This is a genomic window from Pseudotabrizicola formosa (assembly GCF_002900965.1).
Classification (GTDB): Bacteria; Pseudomonadota; Alphaproteobacteria; order Rhodobacterales; family Rhodobacteraceae; genus Pseudotabrizicola; species Pseudotabrizicola formosa.
The window spans coordinates 603,563-620,488 of the sequence record NZ_PJOM01000002.1; the positions used below are offsets into that span (position 1 = coordinate 603,563).

Consider the following 16,926-nt stretch of genomic DNA (forward strand, 5'->3'; position numbering starts at 1 on the left):
CGGAGGCTCCCGCAGCCCGAACAGGGGACTGGCGGTGGTCAAAGCGCGCGCCAGCCGATGTCGCGGCGACAAAAGCCGTCGGGCCAGTCGATGGCATCGACCATGGCATAGGCGCGGGCCTGTGCTTCGGCGAGGCTGGCCCCGCGGGCGGTGACGTTCAGCACACGCCCGCCTGCGGCAAGGATCTGGCCGTCGCGCTCGGCGGTGCCGGCGTGGAACACCATCTGAGAGGAGGACTCGGGCAGGGCGTCGAGGCCCCGGATGGCGCTGCCCTTGGCATAGGCGCCCGGATAGCCACGGGCCGCCATCACGACGGTCAGGGCGTGATCCTCGGCCCAGGTCACGCGGTTGAGGTCCAGCCGCCCTTCGGCGCAGGCCAGCAAGAGGTCGAGCGCCTGCGCGCCCAGGCGCATCATCAGCACCTGGGTTTCGGGGTCGCCGAAGCGGGCGTTGTATTCGACCAGACGGCACTGGCCGTTCTCGATCATCAGACCGGCGTAGAGCACGCCCTGATAGGGTGTGCCGCGCCGCGCCATTTCGCGGATCGTGGGCAGCACGATCTGCTCCATCGCCTGGGCTTGCAGGGCAGGGGTCAGCACCGGGGCAGGGGAATAGGCCCCCATCCCGCCGGTATTGGGGCCGGTGTCGCCCTCCCCCACCCGTTTGTGGTCTTGTGCGGTGCCGATGGGCAGGGCGTTCACGCCATCGGTCAGGATGAAAAAGCTGGCCTCTTCGCCGGCCATGAATTCCTCGATCACCACCTCGGCCCCGGCTGCCCCGAATTCGCCGCTGAACATGTCGTCGAGGGCGGCGAGCGCCTCTGCCTCTGTCATGGCGACGATCACGCCCTTGCCCGCCGCCAGCCCATCGGCCTTGACCACGATGGGCGCGCCCTGCGCCTGCACATAGGCACGGGCCGGGCCGGGTTCGGTAAAGCGGGCATAGGCCGCAGTGGGGGCGGCGCAGGCGTCGCAGATGTCCTTGGTGAAGGCTTTGGACGCTTCCAGCCGCGCGGCTGCCGCCGAAGGGCCAAAGGTCAGCAGCCCTGCCGCGCGGGTGGCATCGGCAACCCCGGCGGCCAGCGGCGCTTCCGGCCCGATGATCACGAAATCGATGGCGTTTTCGACGCAGAACGCCACCACCGCCGCGCCATCCAGAATGTCGATCTCGGCACAATCCGCCAGCCGGGCGATCCCGGCATTGCCGGGGGCCACGATCAGCCGGTCGGTCTTGGGGTTTTGCTTGACCGCCCAGGCCAGCGCATGTTCGCGCCCGCCGGAACCGAGGATCAGGATGTTCATGGGCGCGCCCCCTTGGCCTTCGTTCCCGGGCGTCATAAGGTCAGCGCCTGATGGAGGCAAGCGCTATGGATCTGCTGGACGATACCCCCACCCCCGCCGGCAACAGTCCGGAATACACGGTGTCGGAACTGTCCGGCGCGGTCAAACGGGTGATCGAGGGCGAATTCGGCCTGGTCCGCGTGCGCGGCGAGGTGGGGCGGGTGTCGCGCCCGGCCTCGGGGCATCTGTACTTCGACCTCAAGGACGATCGCTCGGTGATCGCCGCGATTTCCTGGAAAGGGCAGGTCGCCAAGATGCAGGTCCGCCCGGAAGAGGGGATGGAGGTGATCGCCACCGGCCGGATGACCACCTTTCCGGGCCAGTCGAAATACCAGCTGATTGTCGAGGATGTGGCCCCGGCAGGGGCGGGCGCCTTGATGGCGATGCTGGAAAAGCGCCGCGCGGCGTTGCAGGCCGAAGGCCTGTTCGATGCGGGCCGCAAACAGGCCTTGCCCTATCTGCCCCGGGTGATCGGGGTGGTCACCTCTCCCTCTGGCGCGGTGATCCGCGACATCCTGCACCGGCTGCGCGACCGCTTTCCCTGCCAGGTGCTGATCTGGCCGGTGGCGGTGCAGGGCAAGGATTGCGCGCCGCAGGTGGCGGCGGCGATCCGTGGCTTCAACGCTTTGGAACCGGGTGGCGCGGTGCCGCGCCCCGATGTGCTGATCGTGGCGCGCGGTGGCGGGTCTCTGGAGGATCTGTGGGGCTTCAACGAGGAGGTCGTGGTGCGGGCGGCGGCAGACTCGCGCATTCCGCTGATCTCGGCGGTGGGGCATGAGACCGACACCACGCTGATCGACCATGCCGCAGACCGGCGCGCGCCCACGCCGACGGCGGCGGCGGAAATGGCGGTGCCGGTGCGGCTGGAGCTGCTGGCCGCGGTGGATGCGCTGGGGGCGCGGCTGAGCCGGGCGCTGGCCCAAGGCGTGGCTTTGCGCGGTCAGCGGCTGCGCGATCTGGCCCGCGCGCTGCCCCGGCTCGAGACCTTGCTGGCCACCCCGGCGCAGCGGCTGGATGCGGCGACAGGGCGGCTTGCGGGCGGGCTGTCGCTGGCGGTCAGTCGCAAGCGCGCGGTCTTTGCGCGCCAGGCTGGCCGCTTGTCGAGCACCACGCTTGTCGGGTTGGTGGTGCGGCGGCGTGAGGCGCTCGCCCGGCGGGCCGAGGCGCTTGAGGCGCGGTTGGCGCGCCGGCGCGACCTGTGGCACGGGCAATTTGACAAATGGGCATCGCGTCTTGCGCCCTCGCTGGCGCGGCTGATCACGCAGGCCGGGGGGAAGATCACCGGCCAACGCGCGGTCTTGCAAGGCGTTTCGGCACGGCTGGAGGCTGCGCCGGTGCAGCGGCTGACCGATCTGTCCCGGCGGCTGGAGGCGCTGGACCGCACGCGGCAGACGCTTGGCTATGCCCAGACCCTGCGGCGCGGTTATGCGGTGGTGCGTGGCGATGGCGATGTGGTCACCTCGCGCGCGGCGGCCGAAAAAGCGCAGGCGCTGGAGGTGGAATTCCACGATGGGCGTCTGGCCTTGGGCGGTCCGGCGGGCAAATCCGCCCCGCGCAAGGGCGGGGGTGCAAAACCCCCGGAGCAAGGGTCATTGTTCTGATTCTGCAAGCCAGGGCACAAATCTTGCCACCTGCGCCCCAGAAATGTTCGAAAATGACAAGATAAGGCCGTAGTTTCTTGCACCGCTTCCGGGGTGTCTTTGCCTGAACCGCGCTGTTTGGCGCTTCGCGGGGCCTATTTGTGAAAGCTACACTCCACAGAGCATGTTTTCTCCGCAGGCTTTCAAACCTTCTTGATGGAGGCAGGCTGAGCTTGGCCTTGGCGCGCTGTGTCTGACCGGCGGCCTAGACCCCCAGGTCGGGCCCGGCGCAGGCAAGGGGGTCGGGCGATTGGGCGACCTCGGACAGTTCCGATCCGAAACCATCCCCGATGAACAGCCCGGTCAGCCGCCCCTCATCCCGCCAGAAGGTCCAGCATTGCGGGCCGGGATCGTGGTCGTAGACAAAGCAGATCAGCCCCGCCTCTTCGTACCATGTCCCGTTGCGGCAGGTATCTCCCTTGAAGGCCCAGCGGACGTTGCGGCCCGGCAGGTATTGCTCGGCCCCGTAGACCTCTCCGCGCTGGCTGAAGGTCAGGGTCTTGCCGGTGGTATAGGCCTCGAACTCGGCCGCTGTCATCGGGACGGGGGGTTCGGCGGCGGCCAGCGCGGTGGGCAGTGCTGTGGGCAGCAGGGCCAGGCAGAACGCAAGACCGCGCAGACGGCTCAGGTCGGATTGGCGCATCGGGTTAACCTCCGGTCAAGCATGATCGCAGTGTCGCATGCCGGCGTTGTGAATGCCAGTGACAGCGATGTTACTGAGCGGGTTCCTGCGCGTTCCCAGCCTGCCAGCGCTGCAGATGCGGGCGCATGCGCCGCCGCCACAGGCGCGGCACCATGGCCATGCCGCAGGCGACCGGCAAGGGCCAGGGCAGCAGCGGCGCGTCCTCGCTCAACCGCAGGGCCGGATAGGGGCGTGCGGGGTGGGCATGATGGTCGGAATGGCGCGGCGCATTCAGCATCAGCGCCGAGGAAAACCAGTGCGGCGTGTTCCACGCATGGCGCGGGCTGACCGGGGCATAGCGGCCATCGGGCAGCCGGTCGCGGGTCAGACCATAGTGCTGCACATAATCGCCCAGCAGTTGCTGCATCTGCGCATGGGCCGACAGCGCCAGCCAGACCAGCACGCCCCTGCCGCCGCCGATCAACGCTGCGGCACCCAGGCTGCCAAGCCCGATCGCCAGATACCAGACATAGGGGTGCAGCCCCCTGTTGCCTGCCACCCGCCGCCGCAGGGCCGATTCAGCCAGATATCCCGCCCGAAACCCACCGATCCATGCCCGGGGCGCAAAGTGCCAGAAACTTTCTTCGGCCCGGGCTGAATTGGGGTCTTCCGCTGTGGCCACCGCCCGGTGATGCACCAGCCGGTGGGCCGAGGCATGGTGACCCAGCAGCAGCATCGCGTAAACCAGCACCCCCAGCCGGTAAAGCCTGCGGCCCGGCCGATGGATCAGCTCATGCGCCGCCGGATGCCCGACCTGCCCCAGAAAGGTGCCGGTGCCAAAGACCAGCAGCAGCTTTTCGCCCGTCCGCAGATGGTCGGAGCTGGCCCCCCAGACGGCCAGCGGCAGCAGCGCCACCACGGCGAGGGCGACCGCAACCAGCACCGCATCGGCCGCCGGAAACTCTGCCCCCTCTGGCGCAGGGCCGCCGACATAGGGGATCAGCTGATCGAGAAGGATCACCAGCACCGCCATGTAAGCTGCGCCGGCCCAGAGCCACCCGCCTCCGGCCCAGACGCCAAGGCATAGGAGGGCGGCAGGCAACAGGGCGGCGGCGGCAAAGAGCGGCAGGGGCACGGGGCGCTGGGTCATGGCATGGGTGTTAGCACAGCTCGGCCCCCTGTCCATCGCCCTTGCCGCCGCAAGCCGGGCTCAGCCCGCTGTTTTGCGGGCCGTTGAGGGGCTTGCAGGGCAGATCTGTCCGCACTGCCTTCCATCGCGGCGGTTTTGGGCTTAGGTGGAAGCAAAGTGCCGTCACAGGACCGGGGCCCCGATGTCATTCTTCAAAAAGCTGCGCGACAAGATGTTCCGCTCATCCGACCAGATCGGCGAGGGGTTGGAGGCGCTGGTGTCCGACGCCCCGGCACAGGCCGGCGCAGCCGCCCCCCCGCCCGAAAGCGCAAAGCCAGGCCTGCTGGGCCGGCTGTTCAGCGCCCCCGGGGCCGAGGAGCCCCGGCGCGAGCTGGATGATGCAATGCTCGAAAGCCTCGAAGATGTGCTGATCCAGGCCGATATGGGCGTGGAGACCGCGCTGCGGGTCAGCGCCAATATCGCCGAGGGCCGCTACGGCAAGAAGATCTCCGCCAGCGAGCTGCGCCAGGCTCTGGCCGCCGAAGTGGCCCGGATCATGACCCCGGTGGCGCGGCCCTTGCCGCTTTACCCTACCAAACCGCAGGTGGTGCTGGTGGTGGGGGTCAACGGCTCGGGCAAGACCACGACCATCGGCAAGCTGGCCAGCCAGTTCAAGGCCGCCGGCAAATCGGTGGTGATCGCGGCGGGCGACACGTTCCGCGCGGCGGCGGTGGAGCAGTTGCAGGTCTGGGGCACCCGTGCGGGCGTCCCGGTGCTGACCGCGCCCGAAGGCTCCGATCCGGCCAGCCTGGCCTTTGACGCCTTTACCAAGGCGCGGGCGGAAGGCGCAGACCTGCTGATGATCGACACCGCAGGCCGGTTGCAGAACCGCGCCGATCTGATGGAAGAGCTGGCCAAGATCGTGCGCGTCCTGCGCAAGGTCGATCCGACAGCACCGCACAACACGCTGCTGGTGCTCGATGCCACCACGGGCCAGAACGCCGTCGCCCAGGTCGAGATTTTCCGCAAGATCGCCGATGTCTCGGGACTGGTGATGACCAAGCTTGACGGCACGGCCAAGGGCGGCGTGCTGGTGGCGCTGGCCGACAAGTTCGGCCTGCCGATCCACGCGATCGGAGTGGGCGAACAGATCGACGACCTCGCCCCCTTCGACCCCGATGATTTTGCGCGCGCGCTTGTCGGGCTCGACAGCTAACCTCATTATCTGTTTCCAAATATCCTGGGGGTCCGGGGGCAAAGCCCCCGGGGGTCCAGCAAGGACAGCGTTTCATGTCAGACTGGCTCATCTCTCTCGAAGGCACCCCCGAAGGCCTGCGGCTGGCGCTGATCCTTGCGCTGACTTCGGCCTTTGCCCATGCGGTCTTTGGCGCTTTGCAGAAGGGGCGGCATGATCCTTGGGTCACGCGCGGGTCGATCGATCTGTGGATCGCGGTGTTTTCCGCCCCGGTGGCCCTGTTCCTTGTGCCCTGGCCGCAGGGGGTGGAGTGGCTGGTGCTCTTGGGGGCGCTTGGCATTCATTTCGCCTATAAGCTGACGATGGCCCTGGCCTATGAGCGGGCGGCCTTTACCGTGGTCTATCCGGTGGTGCGCGGCACCGGGCCGCTGGCGACGCTGGCCTTTGCCGCGATCTTTCTGGGCGAAGGTTATGGGGCGCTGCAATGGCTGGGGGTGGCGATCCTGTCGGGCTCGATCCTCGCGCTGGCGGGGCTGAACCTGCGCGGCGGGGTGGTGGCGCGCGGGGCGTTGCGCGCCGGGCTGGCCTGGGCCTTTGCGGGGGGGCTGCTGGTGGCGGTCTATACCACCTATGACGCCTGGGGCATCCGGCTGACGCCGGACCCGTTCACCTTCCTGGCGTGGTTTTTCCTGATCACCGCCATCGACTTCCCGCTGCTGGTCGCATACCGGCAGTGGCGCGGGATCGGCGCGCCCTTGCCCCCGGCGGGGCCGCTGGTGCTGCGGGGCATGATCGGGGCGCTGGTGGCCTTTGTCAGCTTTGGCGGGGTCATGCTGGCGACGCGGCTGGGCAAGGTGGGCGAGGTTGCGGCGCTGCGTGAAACCTCTACGGTCTTTGCGGGGCTCATCGGTTGGGCGATATTGGGTGAAAAAGTGGGCTTTGCCCGGGCCATGCTGATGGCAGGCGTGGCGGGCGGGGCAATCATGGTGCAGGCGGGATAGACATGGCAGAACGCAAGATCAATGCAGTGACCAAACAGGTGCTGGAACTGGGGCCGACGCTCGCGTTTTTTGCGATCTACCTGTGGATCAAGGAAGACAGTTTCACCATCGCCGGTACCGAGTATTCCGGCTTCATCGTCTCGGCGCTGGTCTTTGTGCCGATCCTGCTGCTGGCCATGGGCATTCTTTGGGTGCTGACCGGCACCATCAGCCGGATGCAGGTGTTCACCGCCTTCATGGTGATCTTCTTCGGCGGGTTGACCGCCTGGTTCAACGACGAGCGGTTTTTCAAGATGAAGACCAGCATCGTCTATGGCTGTCTGGCCGGGCTTTTGGGCATCGGCTTGCTGCGCGGGCAAAGCTGGCTGGAATATGTCATCGGCGATCTGATGCCGATGCAGCGGACCGGCTGGATGATCCTGACCCGGCGGCTGTGTCTGATGTTCGTGGCGCTGGCGGTGGCGAATGAAATCATCTGGCGCACGATGTCGACCGACACCTGGGTCAAGCTGGAAACCTTCGCCATGCCTGCCGCGCTGATGGCCTTCCTGTGGTGGCAGATCTTTGCATTGCAGCGGTTCCTGATCGAGCCCGAGGATGACGGCAAGGCATAGCGCAGGCGGCACCTGCAAAAGCGCGTTGCGCGGCGGGATTTGCCAGAGGGACACATGGCCCGTGAAACCGGTGGCTCTGACCGGTCGCAAGGGCGTTGACCCTCTGCCGGCAAAGGCGTATGCCGCGTTTTGTGGTGCTTTGTTACCGGATTGCGGGCCACGTTAAACATTCCGCTAAAAGGGTCTTGGGCGCATGCCCCGGAGCCTTTGCCGGTTTCGGGGTTTTTCTTTTGCCTGAGGGGACGGCATGTCTGACACATGGAACACGCGCACGAAACTGGTGCATGAGGGCAGCCGCCGCAGCCAGTATGGCGAGATGGCCGAGGCGATTTTCCTGACGCAGGGCTTTGTCTATCCGACCGCGGAATCGGCCGAGGCGCGGTTTGTGCAGTCGGGGCCGGATGAGTTCATCTATGCCCGCTATGGCAACCCGACCACCCGGATGTTCGAAGAGCGGATTGCGGCGCTGGAAGGCACAGAAGACGCCTTTGCCACCGCAAGCGGCATGGCGGCAGTGTCGGGCGCGCTGACCTCGATGCTGCGGGCGGGGGATCATGTGGTGTCGTCGCGCGCGCTGTTCGGGTCGTGCCTTTACGTGCTGGAAGAGGTGTTGACACGGTTCGGGGTCAAGGTGACCTTTGTCGACGGGGCGGATCTGGACCAGTGGCGCGCCGCTGTCACGCCGGGCACCAAGGCGGTGTTCTTTGAATCGATGTCGAATCCGACGCTGGAGCTGGTCGATATCCGCGCGGTGTCCGAGATTGCCCATGCCGCAGGGGCGCTGGTGGTCGTGGACAATGTGTTTGCCACGCCGATCTTTTCCCGCGCCGTCGATCAGGGCGCCGATGTGATCGTCTATTCCACCACCAAGCATATCGACGGGCAGGGCAGGGCGCTTGGCGGCGTGGTCTGCGGCACCCAATCCTTCATCCGCAAGGTGCTGGAACCCTATATGAAGCATACCGGCGGCAGCATGTCGCCCTTTACCGCCTGGATGCATCTGAACGGCATGGCAACGCTGGATCTGCGGTGCCGGGCGATGGCGGAGTCGGCGCTCAGAATCGCGCAGGCCTTGCAGGGGCATGACAAGCTGGGGCGGGTGATCTATCCGGGCCTCGACAGCCACCCGCAGCATGGGCTGGCGATGGCGCAGATGGGCTCGGGCGGGACCATGGTGGCCTTTGATATCACGGCAGGCAAAGAGGCGGCGTTCCGGTTCCTGAACGCGCTGGAAATTGCCAAGATTTCCAACAATCTGGGCGATGCCAAGACCATCGTGACCCATCCCGCCACCACCACCCACCAACGCCTGCCGCAGGATCAGAAGGACAGTCTTGGCATCACGCCGGGGCTGATCCGGCTGTCGGTCGGGCTGGAGGATGCGGGGGATCTGATCGCCGATCTGCTGGCCGCCCTGGACCGGGCCTGAGGCGGGGGACGCAGGGCTTTGCTCCGCAAGACTTGTCTGCGGGGCAGGGCCGCCCATATAAGAGAGCGGGACGCGCGGGGGGTGGTGCAAATGTCGCAGGCTCTTTGCTGTCCTGGCACTGATCCGACACAGACCAGCCTGCGTATACCTGTTGACATTGACGGCCCGCGGCACGCGCCCGGCCTGAACCGGAAGGACCGATCCCCATGAACATCCACACGCCCGAGATCGACCGCAAGCCGAGCCGCGACGAGGCTGCGGCAGCGCTTGCCCTGTTGCGGCAATGGGCCACGCGCTCGTCGGATGACGAGATTGCAACGCTGGAACCTTCGGTGGGGTATCTTTTGCCCGATGCCGGCGGCCCGGCCTTCAGCCGCGCCTATCCGCAGGGCTTTGAGGTGACGACCGCCTATAAGGACAGCTTGCCCGACCTGCAGAACGGCCCTGCCAGCCTGATCCGGGGCGAGCGGCAGCGGATTCAGCATGTGGGGATTTCCAACTTCCGCCTGCCGCTGCGCTATCAGACCCGTGACGGCGCACCCGTGCTTCTGGAAACCAGCGTTACCGGCACGGTCAGCCTTGAGGCCGGCAAGAAGGGCATCAACATGAGCCGGATCATGCGGTCCTTCTATGCCCATGCCGACCGCGCCTTCGGCTTTGCGGTGATCGAGGATGCGCTGGAGGATTACAAATCCGATCTGGGCAGCTTTGATGCGCGCATTCAGATGCGGTTCTCGTATCCGATGAAGGTGGGCTCTTTGCGCTCCGGTCTGTCGGGCTGGCAATATTACGATGTCGCCTTTGAACTGGTGGAACAGGCCGGGGTGCGCAAGAAGATCGTGCATCTGGATTACGTCTATTCCAGCACCTGCCCCTGCTCTCTGGAACTGTCGGAACATGCGCGCAACACCCGCGGCCAGCTGGCCACGCCGCATTCGCAGCGCTCGGTTGCGCGGATCTCGGTCGAGGTGCTGGATGATGTGCTGTCGGTCGAAGATCTGGTGGAGATCGCCCGCGCCGCCGTGGTGACCGAGACGCAGGTCATGGTCAAGCGCGAGGATGAACAGGCCTTTGCCGAGCTGAACGCCGCCAATCCGATCTTTGTCGAGGATGCCGCCCGTCTGTTCTGCGCCGTGCTGAAACGCGATCCGCGCATTGGCGATTTCCGGGTGCTGGCCAGCCATCAGGAAAGCCTGCACAGCCATGATGCGGTCAGCCTGCTGACCGAAGGCAGCACTTTTGCCCAGGACAGCCTGGACCCGCGCCTGTTCCAGTCGCTGTTCCACATCGGCTGATGTTTTTGCCACTGCCTTGCACGGATCGTCCTTGACGATCCGTGCAAGGCGGCTCAGAACTCCGGCCACCATGGTCGACACCCGGCCCCTTGCACATGTGATCGGCACCCTGCTGATCTTTCTGGCCACCATGATGCTGGTTCCAGCTCTGGCAGATTTTTGGGCCAAGCTGCCGAATGCCGGGGATTTTTTCGAAAGCGCGCTGATCACGGGCGGGGTAGGGCTAGCCTTGCGCATTGCAACGGCCAATGCCAATCTTGTGCGGTTGAACACCCGTCAGGCCTATCTGCTGACCGTGCTGGTCTGGGCCGGCTTGCCGTTGTTTGCCTGCCTGCCCTTTGCCCTGGGCGCGCCGGGTCTTGGCTTTACCGATGCCTATTTCGAGGCGGTTTCGGGCATGACCACCACCGGGGCCACGGTGATTGTGGGGCTGGACGCACTGCCGCCGGGGATGAACCTGTGGCGCGGCATGCTGAACTGGATTGGCGGGCTTGGCATCGCCTTTGTCGCCATGATCTTTCTGCCGGTGATGCGGGTGGGGGGCATGCAATTCTTCCGCACCGAAGGGTTCGACACGCTGGGCAAGGCGCTGCCGCGCGCGACCGATATCGCCCTGGCGCTGCTGGCGGTCTATGCCGGGCTGACGCTTTTGTGCATCATCACCTATCTGGCGCTGGGGATGAGCTGGCTTGACGCCGTGGTGAACGGGGCGGCCACCATTGCCACGGGCGGGTTTTCCCCCGCGGATGCGTCTTTCGGCAAATATCCGGGGGCGGCCGAATATGCGGGCGCGCTCTTCATGCTGCTGGGGAGCTTTCCCTATATCCTCTATGCCCGGATGGTCACCGGCCAAAGCGGCGCGGTGCTATGGGATGCGCAGGTCTGGGCGCTGTTGCGCTGGACCTTTTATGCGGTGGCCAGCGTGACGCTGTGGCGGCTGCTGACCTCGGATATGGCGCCGGAACCTGCCTTGCGCGAGGCGCTGTTCAATCTGGTGTCGATCATCACCGGCACCGGATTTTTCAGCGGGTCATTCGGTGGCTGGGGCGGCTATTCGATGGCGGTGGCGCTGATTGTCGGGCTGATCGGTGGATGTTCGGGCTCTTCTTCGGGGGCGTTGTCGGTGTTCCGGGTGCAGGTGGCCTGGGCCTGTGTCCGTGCGCAGATCGCCAGCATCCACAGCCCCGGACGCATTGCCCCGGTGCGCTATGCCGGGCGCCGGGTCGGGGATGAGGTGATCAACGCCATGATGCTTTATGTCACCGGCTATATCCTGATCATCGGGGTGCTGACGGTGGCGATGTCGCTGACCGGGGTGGACATGATTTCGGCGCTGTTCGCGATCTGGACCTCGATCGGCAATATCGGCTACGGCTATGGGCCGATGCTGGCCGAAACCGGCACCTTCCGCGATTTCCCGGGTGCCGCCAAATGGGTGATGACAGCGGCGATGCTGCTGGGTCGGCTGGGGCTGCTTGCGGTGCTGGTTGTGGTTTTGCCGTCGTTCTGGCGGCCCTGACCTCCTTGGCTGCCCCTGCCTGATTGACTCGGGTGCCGGGCTTCGCCAAGGCTCGGGCCATGATCGACCTGCGCCCTGTGACCTATGTGATCGGCCTTCTGGTGGCAACCATGGGGGTATTCATGCTGTTCCCACTGGCGCTGGACCGGGCGGCGGGCGATCCGAACTGGCAGGCTTTTGCGCAATCCGCGATCCTGTGCCTGGTGGCAGGCGGGGCCACGGCGCTGGCCTCGGCCAATGGCGCGGGCGGGTCGATGACCCTGCAACAGATCTTTTTGCTGACCACCGGGGTCTGGGTCGCGATGCCGGCCTTCGGGGCCTTGCCGCTGATCGTGGGGGCCCCTGACCTGTCGGTGACCGATGCGCTGTTCGAATCGGTGTCGGGCATGACCACCACCGGCACCACGGTCATTGTCGGGCTGGATGCCCTGCCGCGCGGGGCAAACCTGTGGCGTGGCATCCTGCAATGGCTGGGCGGGCTTGGGATCGTGATCGTGGCGCTGTTGTTCCTTCCGGTGATGAAGGTGGGGGGGATGCAGTTCTTCCGGTCAGAGGGGTTCGACACGCTGGGCAAGGTGCTGCCGCGCGCGCTGGATATCTCTGCGGCGCTGGTTCAGATCTATGTCTGGCTGACGGTGGCCTGTGCGCTGACCTATTTCGCCCTTGGGATGAACGGCTTTGACGCGGTGATGCATGCGCTGACCACCGTTTCGACCGGCGGCATGTCCAGCTATGACGCGTCCTTCGGCATGTTTCAGGGACCGCTGGAATATGCGGCTGTGGCCTTCATGCTGCTGGGAAGCCTGCCCTTCATCCGCTTTGTGCAGCTGGCACAGGGCATCTTTCGGCCGATCTGGGACGACCCGCAGGTGCGCGCCTATCTGCGCTGGAACCTTTATGCGATCCTGGCGGTGGTGCTCTATGAGGTCCTGACCCATGACATGTCGTTCGGGGTCGCCCTGCGCGAGTCGGCCTTCAACGTGGTCTCAACCTTTTCGGGCACAGGGTTTTCATCGGTGGACCTGTCGGGCTGGGGCACATTTCCCTTTGTCATCCTGATCATCGTCGGGCTGATCGGCGGCTGCACCTCCTCGACCGGTTGTTCGGTCAAGGTGTTCCGCTATCTGATCCTGTTCGAGGCGATCAAGGTGCAGATCAAGCGGTTGCACAACCCGTCTTCGGTCAATCCGCTGCGCTATGCCGGGCGCACGGTGGGGCAGGATGTTCTGGATTCGGTGATCGTGTTTTTCACGCTGTTCATCCTGACCTTTGGCCTGCTGTCGGTGGCCCTGTCGCTGACCGGGCTGGAGTTCAAGACCGCCGTCACCGCCGCCTGGACCAGCATCGCCAATGTCGGCCCGGTGTTCGGGCGCGAGGTGGGGGCCACCGGCGCGGTGTCGGATTTTCCCGCATCTGCCAAATGGATGATGATGGCCGGCATGCTGGTCGGGCGGCTGGAGCTGCTGTCGGTCTATGTTCTGTTCATGCGCCGGTTCTGGCAGACCTGAGATTGGCCGCGCTGTGACGCTGGGCCTTGTGCCAGAGGGGGAGCACGAAACGGGCTTGGCTTTTCCACATTTCAGCCATGCTTGGCTGCCACGGCTGCGGTGATGGTTAATCGAGCAGGGCAACGGCAGTGGACTACACCCTCATCTTCATTCTGGCCTGCATCTTCATCCCGCTGGAGCGTCTGTATCCGCTGAACCCGGATCAACCCATACTGCGCCGGGACTGGAAGAACGATCTGTTTTACATGCTGTTCAACGGTTTTGTGGTGCGGGCAGGGTTTACCGCCGTTGCGGGTGTGGCGATGCTTGCCTATGGATCGGTGGCGGGGCCGAACCCGTTCCCGGTCCTTGCCGCGCTGCCGTTGTGGTTTCAGGTGATCTGCGTCGTGATCGTGGCCGATATCGGATATTACATCGCGCACCGGATCTGTCATACCGTTCCCTTCCTGTGGCAGTTCCATTCCGTACATCATAGCATCGAAGACATGGACTGGCTGGCCACGCACCGGGTGCACCCGGTGGATCAGGTGTTTTCCACATTGGTGTCCTTGCTGCCGGTCTACTTTCTTGGCTTCAGCGCTCAGGCCTTGGTGATCGCCCACTTGCTGTACCATGTGCATGCCCTGCTTCTGCATTCCAATATCAAGGTCAATTTCGGCCCGCTGAAATGGATTCTGGCGTCGCCCGAATACCATCACTGGCACCATGCCAATGAAAAAGACGCCTATGACCGCAATTTTGCGGCGCAGCTGTCGATCATCGACCGTGTTGCGGGCACCATGTTCCTGCCGCAGGACCGCAAGCCTGTGGCCTACGGGTTAGAGACCCCGATTCCCCGCCTTTACCATCAGCATATGATCCACCCGTTCAATGTGCTTGCCAAAAGGCTTGCTCAGCGTATCTCAGAAAGGACTCCCGCGATGTTTGCGCGTGTTGAAGACAACCTCGGAAAATTGGCGATGTTGCTGATTTTTGGGTATCTGGCGGTCGAGAAGATCTTTGCCATCCAGTTTATTTTCCAGCACTCTGACCAGATCCCGCAGGCGGGTCTGATCCTTGTGTCACAGGTGGTCAGCGCGCTGTTCGTGCTGCTCGTCGTGTATTTCACGATGGTCCGCCTGCCGCCCAAGGACAGCGCCGATGGCATGATGCCGCGGGTCATTGCGCTTTTGGGCACCTATATCATGATGGCGCTGGTGTTCTTGCCGCCAGAGCCGATCGGTGCCGAATTGCGGATTGTTGCAACGGCGATCATCCTGATCGGTACCGCGCTGTCGATTGCCTGTCTGATGCAGTTGGGAAAATCCTTTTCGATCATGGCATCCTCGCGGGAGCTTCGGACGGAAGGTGCCTATGCGATCGTGCGCCACCCGCTCTATGCCGCCGAACTTCTGATGATTGTGGGTATCTTGTTGTCACATGGGTCGGTGCTGGCCTTTGGGCTGGGTGCCCTATGGGTCACGTTGCAGATCCGCCGCGCGCACTACGAAGAAGGTATCCTGCGCGCCACGTTTCCAGAGTATGCAGAGTACGCCAGGCGGGTGCCCATGCTGGTGCCGGGCCTGAACCTGCGCTGGCTGGAAGCGCCGGTCGAACAAAAGCGCGTGTCCGGGTCTGAACCGGTCTGACCGGCAGACCAGCCAAACGCCAGACTAAAAAAAAGAGCCGCCCCTCGGATGTGGGGCGGCTCTTGCTGTTCGGTTTGGCAGGGCGTTGTGCGCCGCCGCTAGTCCCAGCAGCTGACCAGCACCGTCAGTCCGCTGGCCCGGCGGGTCAGGGCGTCGGGGGTGAGGGGGCCGGTGGTGGCAGCGGCGGCCACGTCGATGCCGCGGGTGGTCAGCATCTGTTGCAGCACCGCGCCCGAGGTCGCGAATTCCACGCCTTCGGGCAGCACCCGGGCCGGGTCTGCGGCGCGCGGCAGCAGCATGCCCAGCACGGCCCCCGTGCCATCCAGCACCGGGCCACCGGCATCACCGGGCAAAGTGTCGATGCCAAGGCGGTGCAGCCCCGGCTCCCCGTTCAGGCCCTGCACGTCTTCCAGCAGGCCAAAGGTGATGACCGGGGCGGGCAGGCTGTCGCCATAGCTATAGCCGGCCACCGCCACCTGCGATCCCACCCGGTTGGCTGCGGTCTGAAACCCGGCAAATTCGGGCGGGGCCAGCGGGGTCGCGGGGGTCAGCAGTGCGGTGCCGCTGGCGGCATCTGCGAAACTGACACGTGCCTCTGTCATCCCGTCGAGCGTGATGCGGCCACAGCTGGCCACGGTGTCGGCGGGCGTCAGCACCCGGCCTGTCGGATCGACATAAAAGCCCGAACCGGTCAGCTTGGGGCGGCGCACATCCAGCCCGGCCAGCAGGCCGCGCCGCGTCGCGTCAGACATCGGCACCATTCCGGGGTCCAGCGCGCGGTTGCCAATGGCGCGGAAGCTGCCCTGCATCTGCGCCAGAACCCGGGCGGCCCGATCAGCCTGATCCGGCGACCACACCAGAATATAGCCCTTCACAAGGCCGGCACGGGTTTCGGCAAAGGCATAGCTGCGGGTGGTGGCCGACGCGCCGTTGATCTCGAACGACCGCTCTGCCAGCGCGCGCGCGCCGTCTTGCGGGATGATGGTCAGGGTTTGCAGCACATCATACAGGCCGGACAGCGCCGCCGTGTCGCCGGGCTGCGAAATCAGGATGATCTGCATCCCATCGGGTGTCTTCGGGGCGTAATGCACGAAGGGCGGTTCATAATGGTCAAACTGCACCAAAGCCAAAGGCAGTGTGATCTCGATACCGGATTCGGGCTCCGACACCGTCTCAAACCCGTATTCCGCGATATCCGCGCGCCAGTTGGCCACCAGCATGTCGCGCTGGCGGGTGGTCAGCACGCCGGTCGGCTCCAGCCCCAGGGCAGATTGGTAGGCGGCCATCGAACTGCGGGTGCCGGGGCCGAAAGCGCCGTCGATGGCGGCGGTGTAATAGCCGTCCCATTGCAGGGCGCGTTGCAGATCCTGACGGTCTTCGCGCGACAGGGCTGCTTCGGACCGCCGCGCCTCGGCGACGGTTTCGTCGGGCAGGGCTTGGGTCGTGGGGGCAGCCGGGGTCTCGGCGTCAAGCTCGGCCAAGGGGGCGACCTCGACCGGCGCATCGGGGGCGAGCGGGGTGACAGGGGGCACCGTCTGCGCCCCCGCCAGCGGCCAGAACTGCTCGCGGAAATTGGTGCCATCCGTGAGATAGCTGTCACCCGGGATCAGGTTTTCGCGCCGCAGGTCGGCCAAGCGCCGGGCCGCCTCTGCCGGGGCATAGGGCCCGAGGGCGATGCCATACCAGCGCGACCCAAGCTGATAGCCGACCACATCGGGAAAGGCGCTTGCATAGGCGCTTGCCCGCTCTTGCGCCTCGGCCAGCGTGGGCTGGGCCTCGACCTGCACCCAGGATTGTTGTTGTGCGGCGGCCATTCCGGCCCAAACTGTTGCCGTCAGCATCCAGATCCCAAGCGTCGCGCGCAGCATTCCGTTTCGTTCCCTTCGGTTTCCGCGGGCGGCCGGGTGGCGCTGCGGTCTTTTGCTTTGCCGGTGCGGTTTGCCCCGGCGGCCGGGTTCAAAGCGTCCGGCACCCCGAAAGGCGCTCGGCGGCGCATTGACCCTGTC

General features: G+C 65.4%; 13 protein-coding genes and 1 riboswitch. Of the genes, 9 read left to right on the top strand and 4 right to left on the bottom strand.

Annotated elements, in window-relative coordinates; all coding sequences use genetic code 11:
• Nucleotides 1-38: 38 nt before the first annotated feature.
• Entirely contained in the window at nucleotides 39-1,301 is a 1,263-nt protein-coding gene (gene purD, locus CXR43_RS06930) for a phosphoribosylamine--glycine ligase (RefSeq protein WP_103334071.1), read from the bottom strand.
• 65 nt (nucleotides 1,302-1,366) lie between these two features.
• Between purD and xseA the strand changes: the two genes are divergently transcribed.
• Nucleotides 1,367-2,941: an exodeoxyribonuclease VII large subunit gene (gene xseA, locus CXR43_RS06935; protein ID WP_103334072.1), complete on the top strand. Its 1,575-nt coding sequence runs from the start codon at nucleotides 1,367-1,369 to the stop codon at nucleotides 2,939-2,941.
• A 244-nt stretch (nucleotides 2,942-3,185) separates the two neighbouring features.
• Here the strand turns inward: xseA and CXR43_RS06940 are convergent, their stop codons facing one another.
• Nucleotides 3,186-3,623 carry a hypothetical protein gene (locus tag CXR43_RS06940; protein ID WP_246831297.1) on the bottom strand — a complete coding sequence of 146 codons (438 nt, stop codon included), beginning with the start codon at nucleotides 3,621-3,623 and terminating at the stop codon, nucleotides 3,186-3,188.
• Nucleotides 3,624-3,693: 70 nt separating this feature from the next.
• Complete coding sequence (locus CXR43_RS06945) at nucleotides 3,694-4,752, bottom strand: alkane 1-monooxygenase (protein ID WP_103333313.1); 1,059 nt, start codon at nucleotides 4,750-4,752, stop codon at nucleotides 3,694-3,696.
• A gap of 181 nt (nucleotides 4,753-4,933) precedes the next feature.
• Between CXR43_RS06945 and ftsY the strand changes: the two genes are divergently transcribed.
• The 8 genes from ftsY to CXR43_RS17845 all read left to right on the top strand — a co-directional run bounded on the left by ftsY (nucleotide 4,934) and on the right by CXR43_RS17845 (nucleotide 14,920).
• Nucleotides 4,934-5,947, top strand: coding sequence for a signal recognition particle-docking protein FtsY (gene ftsY, locus CXR43_RS06950; RefSeq protein WP_103333314.1), 1,014 nt, complete (start codon nucleotides 4,934-4,936; stop codon nucleotides 5,945-5,947).
• A 74-nt stretch (nucleotides 5,948-6,021) separates the two neighbouring features.
• Nucleotides 6,022-6,927, top strand: a complete 906-nt coding sequence (locus CXR43_RS06955; protein ID WP_103333315.1) for an EamA family transporter — start codon at nucleotides 6,022-6,024, stop codon at nucleotides 6,925-6,927.
• A 2-nt stretch (nucleotides 6,928-6,929) separates the two neighbouring features.
• Complete coding sequence (locus tag CXR43_RS06960) at nucleotides 6,930-7,541, top strand: inner membrane-spanning protein YciB (protein WP_103333316.1); 612 nt, start codon at nucleotides 6,930-6,932, stop codon at nucleotides 7,539-7,541.
• Between the two features lie 121 nt (nucleotides 7,542-7,662).
• A riboswitch (SAM riboswitch) is annotated at nucleotides 7,663-7,740 on the top strand.
• A 48-nt stretch (nucleotides 7,741-7,788) separates the two neighbouring features.
• On the top strand, nucleotides 7,789-8,970 hold the full coding sequence (gene metZ / locus CXR43_RS06965; protein ID WP_103333317.1) for an O-succinylhomoserine sulfhydrylase: 1,182 nt from the start codon (nucleotides 7,789-7,791) through the stop codon (nucleotides 8,968-8,970).
• Between the two features lie 206 nt (nucleotides 8,971-9,176).
• Nucleotides 9,177-10,265, top strand: a complete 1,089-nt coding sequence (gene folE2 / locus CXR43_RS06970) for a GTP cyclohydrolase FolE2 (RefSeq protein WP_103333318.1) — start codon at nucleotides 9,177-9,179, stop codon at nucleotides 10,263-10,265.
• A gap of 31 nt (nucleotides 10,266-10,296) precedes the next feature.
• The gene (locus tag CXR43_RS06975) at nucleotides 10,297-11,784 is read left to right on the top strand and encodes a TrkH family potassium uptake protein (RefSeq protein ID WP_246831298.1); all 1,488 of its coding nucleotides are present in this window, start codon (nucleotides 10,297-10,299) and stop codon (nucleotides 11,782-11,784) included.
• 59 nt (nucleotides 11,785-11,843) lie between these two features.
• A complete protein-coding gene (locus tag CXR43_RS06980) occupies nucleotides 11,844-13,292 on the top strand; it encodes a TrkH family potassium uptake protein (RefSeq protein WP_103333320.1) in 1,449 nt (482 codons plus the stop codon).
• A gap of 128 nt (nucleotides 13,293-13,420) precedes the next feature.
• Complete coding sequence (locus CXR43_RS17845; RefSeq protein WP_168219772.1) at nucleotides 13,421-14,920, top strand: sterol desaturase family protein; 1,500 nt, start codon at nucleotides 13,421-13,423, stop codon at nucleotides 14,918-14,920.
• 98 nt (nucleotides 14,921-15,018) lie between these two features.
• Here the strand turns inward: CXR43_RS17845 and CXR43_RS06990 are convergent, their stop codons facing one another.
• A complete protein-coding gene (locus CXR43_RS06990; protein WP_246831299.1) occupies nucleotides 15,019-16,788 on the bottom strand; it encodes a peptidoglycan-binding protein in 1,770 nt (589 codons plus the stop codon).
• Nucleotides 16,789-16,926 lie beyond the last annotated feature (138 nt).

Bases quoted from the DNA above. Each gene is read 5' to 3' on its own strand.
- purD (WP_103334071.1), bottom strand. From the start codon at position 1,301: ATGAACATCCTGATCCTCGGTTCCGGCGGGCGCGAACATGCGCTGGCC.
- xseA (WP_103334072.1), top strand. From the start codon at position 1,367: ATGGATCTGCTGGACGATACCCCCACCCCCGCCGGCAACAGTCCGGAA.
- CXR43_RS06940 (WP_246831297.1), bottom strand. From the start codon at position 3,623: ATGCGCCAATCCGACCTGAGCCGTCTGCGCGGTCTTGCGTTCTGCCTG.
- CXR43_RS06945 (WP_103333313.1), bottom strand. From the start codon at position 4,752: ATGACCCAGCGCCCCGTGCCCCTGCCGCTCTTTGCCGCCGCCGCCCTG.
- ftsY (WP_103333314.1), top strand. From the start codon at position 4,934: ATGTCATTCTTCAAAAAGCTGCGCGACAAGATGTTCCGCTCATCCGAC.
- CXR43_RS06955 (WP_103333315.1), top strand. From the start codon at position 6,022: ATGTCAGACTGGCTCATCTCTCTCGAAGGCACCCCCGAAGGCCTGCGG.
- CXR43_RS06960 (WP_103333316.1), top strand. From the start codon at position 6,930: ATGGCAGAACGCAAGATCAATGCAGTGACCAAACAGGTGCTGGAACTG.
- metZ (WP_103333317.1), top strand. From the start codon at position 7,789: ATGTCTGACACATGGAACACGCGCACGAAACTGGTGCATGAGGGCAGC.
- folE2 (WP_103333318.1), top strand. From the start codon at position 9,177: ATGAACATCCACACGCCCGAGATCGACCGCAAGCCGAGCCGCGACGAG.
- CXR43_RS06980 (WP_103333320.1), top strand. From the start codon at position 11,844: ATGATCGACCTGCGCCCTGTGACCTATGTGATCGGCCTTCTGGTGGCA.
- CXR43_RS06990 (WP_246831299.1), bottom strand. From the start codon at position 16,788: ATGCTGCGCGCGACGCTTGGGATCTGGATGCTGACGGCAACAGTTTGG.